The sequence below is a fragment of the Bradyrhizobium sp. genome (assembly GCF_035273305.1).
Classification (GTDB): Bacteria; Pseudomonadota; Alphaproteobacteria; order Rhizobiales; family Xanthobacteraceae; genus Bradyrhizobium.
Map to the genome: position 1 here is coordinate 1 of NZ_DATEPI010000247.1, position 2,433 is coordinate 2,433.

Genomic DNA, 2,433 nt, shown 5'->3' on the forward strand with positions numbered 1-2,433 from the left:
AGTTGGCGACCAGATGGCCTTTTGCCTCACGGGCGCTGGTCAACTCGAACTGACGCGCGCCATCTTTTGTGACCAGCGGTCCATAGCGCTGTACCGCGAGCGGATCTTCAGTAAACGTCCACAGCTTCACCGCGCCACGCAGACCATGCGGGGCGCCGATGCGGGCGACACAAATTTGCGCGGACGACATTACCGTGTCTCATCCTCTGAGCCGCCAAGCCGCCACTGCACCGGGTGAGGAAGTCTCGGTGTCCCATGCTGAGGACCACGCAAGCAGCCGTGGTTCCACAAGCACGCGGCCGAACTCACGAGTAAACCCTACGCCGTTTTGGCCGCGGCTTCGGCATTGGCCTTGCGCTCCTTGCGCGGCACGGCCTTTTCCGGATTGTTGCGCGCGGCGCGTTTCGCCACGCCCGCGGCGTCGAGAAAACGCGAGACGCGATCGGACGGCTGCGCGCACTTGGCAAGCCAGGCCTTCACCTTGTCCATATCGAGCTTCAGCCGCGCCTCACTGTCCTTGGGCAAAAGAGGATTGAAATGGCCAAGCCGTTCAATGAAGCGGCCGTCGCGAGGAAAGCGCGAGTCTGCGACCACGACATGATAGACCGGGCGCTTCTTGGTGCCTGCGCGTGCAAGGCGGATGACGACTGACATTTAGTTCTCCTGTGAGAGGTGGGTTTGAATATCGAGGTTTGGCTCAACTGTTGTCGTTGAGCGATGAGAGGCAGCGAGGATGCCCCAATCCGTAACGATCGGACGTGTGGATTGCGCGACGGCGCAAACACGCACTTCGGGCAATGTCGAGCGGCGGCGAGCCGTTATCATTTCTTTTTCCCAGGGAAGCCACCGAGGCCGGGGAGAGTCGGCTTGCCGCTGAGGCCGGTGAGACCGGGTAGATTAGGCAGGCCGGAGCGCAGTCCGGCGGGAAGATCTTTCGGTAGCGTCGGCGTGCCGACCGGCCCTGCACCTCCGGGCATTTTTTCGGCCAGCGCCTTCATCTGCTCGGCGGATGGCATACCCCCACCAAATCCCATTGCTTGCGCGATGCCGGCCATGGGGCCACGCTTGCCGGAGCCCATCGCCTTCATCATGTCGGCCATGTTCCGGTGCATCTTAAGGAGCTTGTTGACTTCCTCGACCTTGACGCCCGCGCCCGCGGCAATGCGTTTCTTGCGGCTGGCTTTGAGGATATCCGGGTGCTTGCGTTCTTGGCGTGTCATCGAGTCGATCACCGCGACCTGACGCTTCAATATCTTATCGTCGAGACCCGCATTCGCGATCTGATTTTTCATCTTGGCGATGCCGGGCATCATACCCATCAGCCCGCTGATCCCGCCCATATTCGCCATCTGCAGCAATTGCTCGCGCATATCAGACAGGTCGAATTGGCCCTTGCGCATCTTCTCGGCGACGCGCGCGGCCTTTTCAGCGTCGATGTTGGCCGCGGCCTTCTCGACCAGCGAGACCACGTCGCCCATACCGAGAATACGGCCGGCGATCCGACTGGGATGGAAATCTTCCAGCGCATCGGTCTTTTCGCCGGTGCCGATCAGCTTGATCGGCTTTCCCGTGACGGCTCGCATCGACAGCGCCGCACCGCCGCGGCCGTCGCCATCGACGCGCGTCAGCACAATTCCGGTGAGGCCGACGCGCTCATCGAAAGACCGTGCAAGATTTACCGCGTCCTGGCCAGTGAGCGAGTCCGCGACCAACAGCACTTCATGGGGATGAGCGGCCGCTTTGATCTCGGCCGCCTCGCTCATCATTTCTTCGTCGAGCGTGGTGCGGCCGGCGGTGTCGAGCAGCACGACATCGTAGCCGCCTAGCTTGGCCGCTTCCAATGCGCGCTTCGCAATCTGCGCCGGTTTCTGACCGGCTACGATCGGCAAGGTTGGAAGCTCGAGATCGCGCCCGAGCACTGCGAGCTGTTCCATCGCGGCCGGACGATAGATGTCGAGCGAGGCCATCAGGACCTTGCGCCTGTCACGTTGGTTCAGGCGGCGGGCGAGTTTCGCGGTCGTGGTGGTTTTGCCCGAACCTTGCAAACCCACCATCATGATCGCAACTGGTGGCACCGCATTGAGATCGATGCTTTGGCCGTCGGAACCCAACGTGGCGATCAGTTCATCATGAACGATCTTGACCACCATCTGGCCCGGAGTAACCGATTTGACCACGGTAGCGCCGATCGCCTGCTCGCGGACCTTTTCGGTAAAGCTTCGGACCACGTCGAGCGAGACGTCGGCTTCCAGCAGCGCCCGGCGCACCTCACGCATGGCGGCATCGACATCGGCCTCCGTCAGCGACCCGCGCCGGGTCAGCCGATCGAGAATGCCACCAAGCTTTTCCGACAGATTGTCGAACATCAGCACCAGTCCAAAACGGCCTTTAGGCCTATGCCGAAACACCTTTGCGCCCGAGGGCGCATCGCGC

The 2,433-nt window shown here is 61.9% G+C and carries 2 protein-coding genes and 1 pseudogene; all 3 read right to left on the bottom strand.

Annotation, left to right across the window (positions count from 1 at the left end; translation table 11 throughout):
* Window positions 1–190 (bottom strand): annotated as a pseudogene (locus tag VJV58_RS16700) (16S rRNA processing protein RimM); the annotation flags it as partial.
* 128 nt (window positions 191–318) lie between these two features.
* Window positions 319–654, bottom strand: a complete 336-nt coding sequence (rpsP, locus tag VJV58_RS16705; RefSeq protein ID WP_324138472.1) for a 30S ribosomal protein S16 — start codon at window positions 652–654, stop codon at window positions 319–321.
* Window positions 655–821: 167 nt separating this feature from the next.
* Window positions 822–2,366 carry a signal recognition particle protein gene (ffh, locus tag VJV58_RS16710; RefSeq protein ID WP_324138473.1) on the bottom strand — a complete coding sequence of 515 codons (1,545 nt, stop codon included), beginning with the start codon at window positions 2,364–2,366 and terminating at the stop codon, window positions 822–824.
* Window positions 2,367–2,433 lie beyond the last annotated feature (67 nt).

What these genes read in the sequence shown, in the direction of transcription:
- rpsP (WP_324138472.1), bottom strand. Translation starts at nt 654, where the DNA reads ATGTCAGTCGTCATCCGCCTTGCACGCGCAGGCACCAAGAAGCGCCCG.
- ffh (WP_324138473.1), bottom strand. Translation starts at nt 2,366, where the DNA reads ATGTTCGACAATCTGTCGGAAAAGCTTGGTGGCATTCTCGATCGGCTG.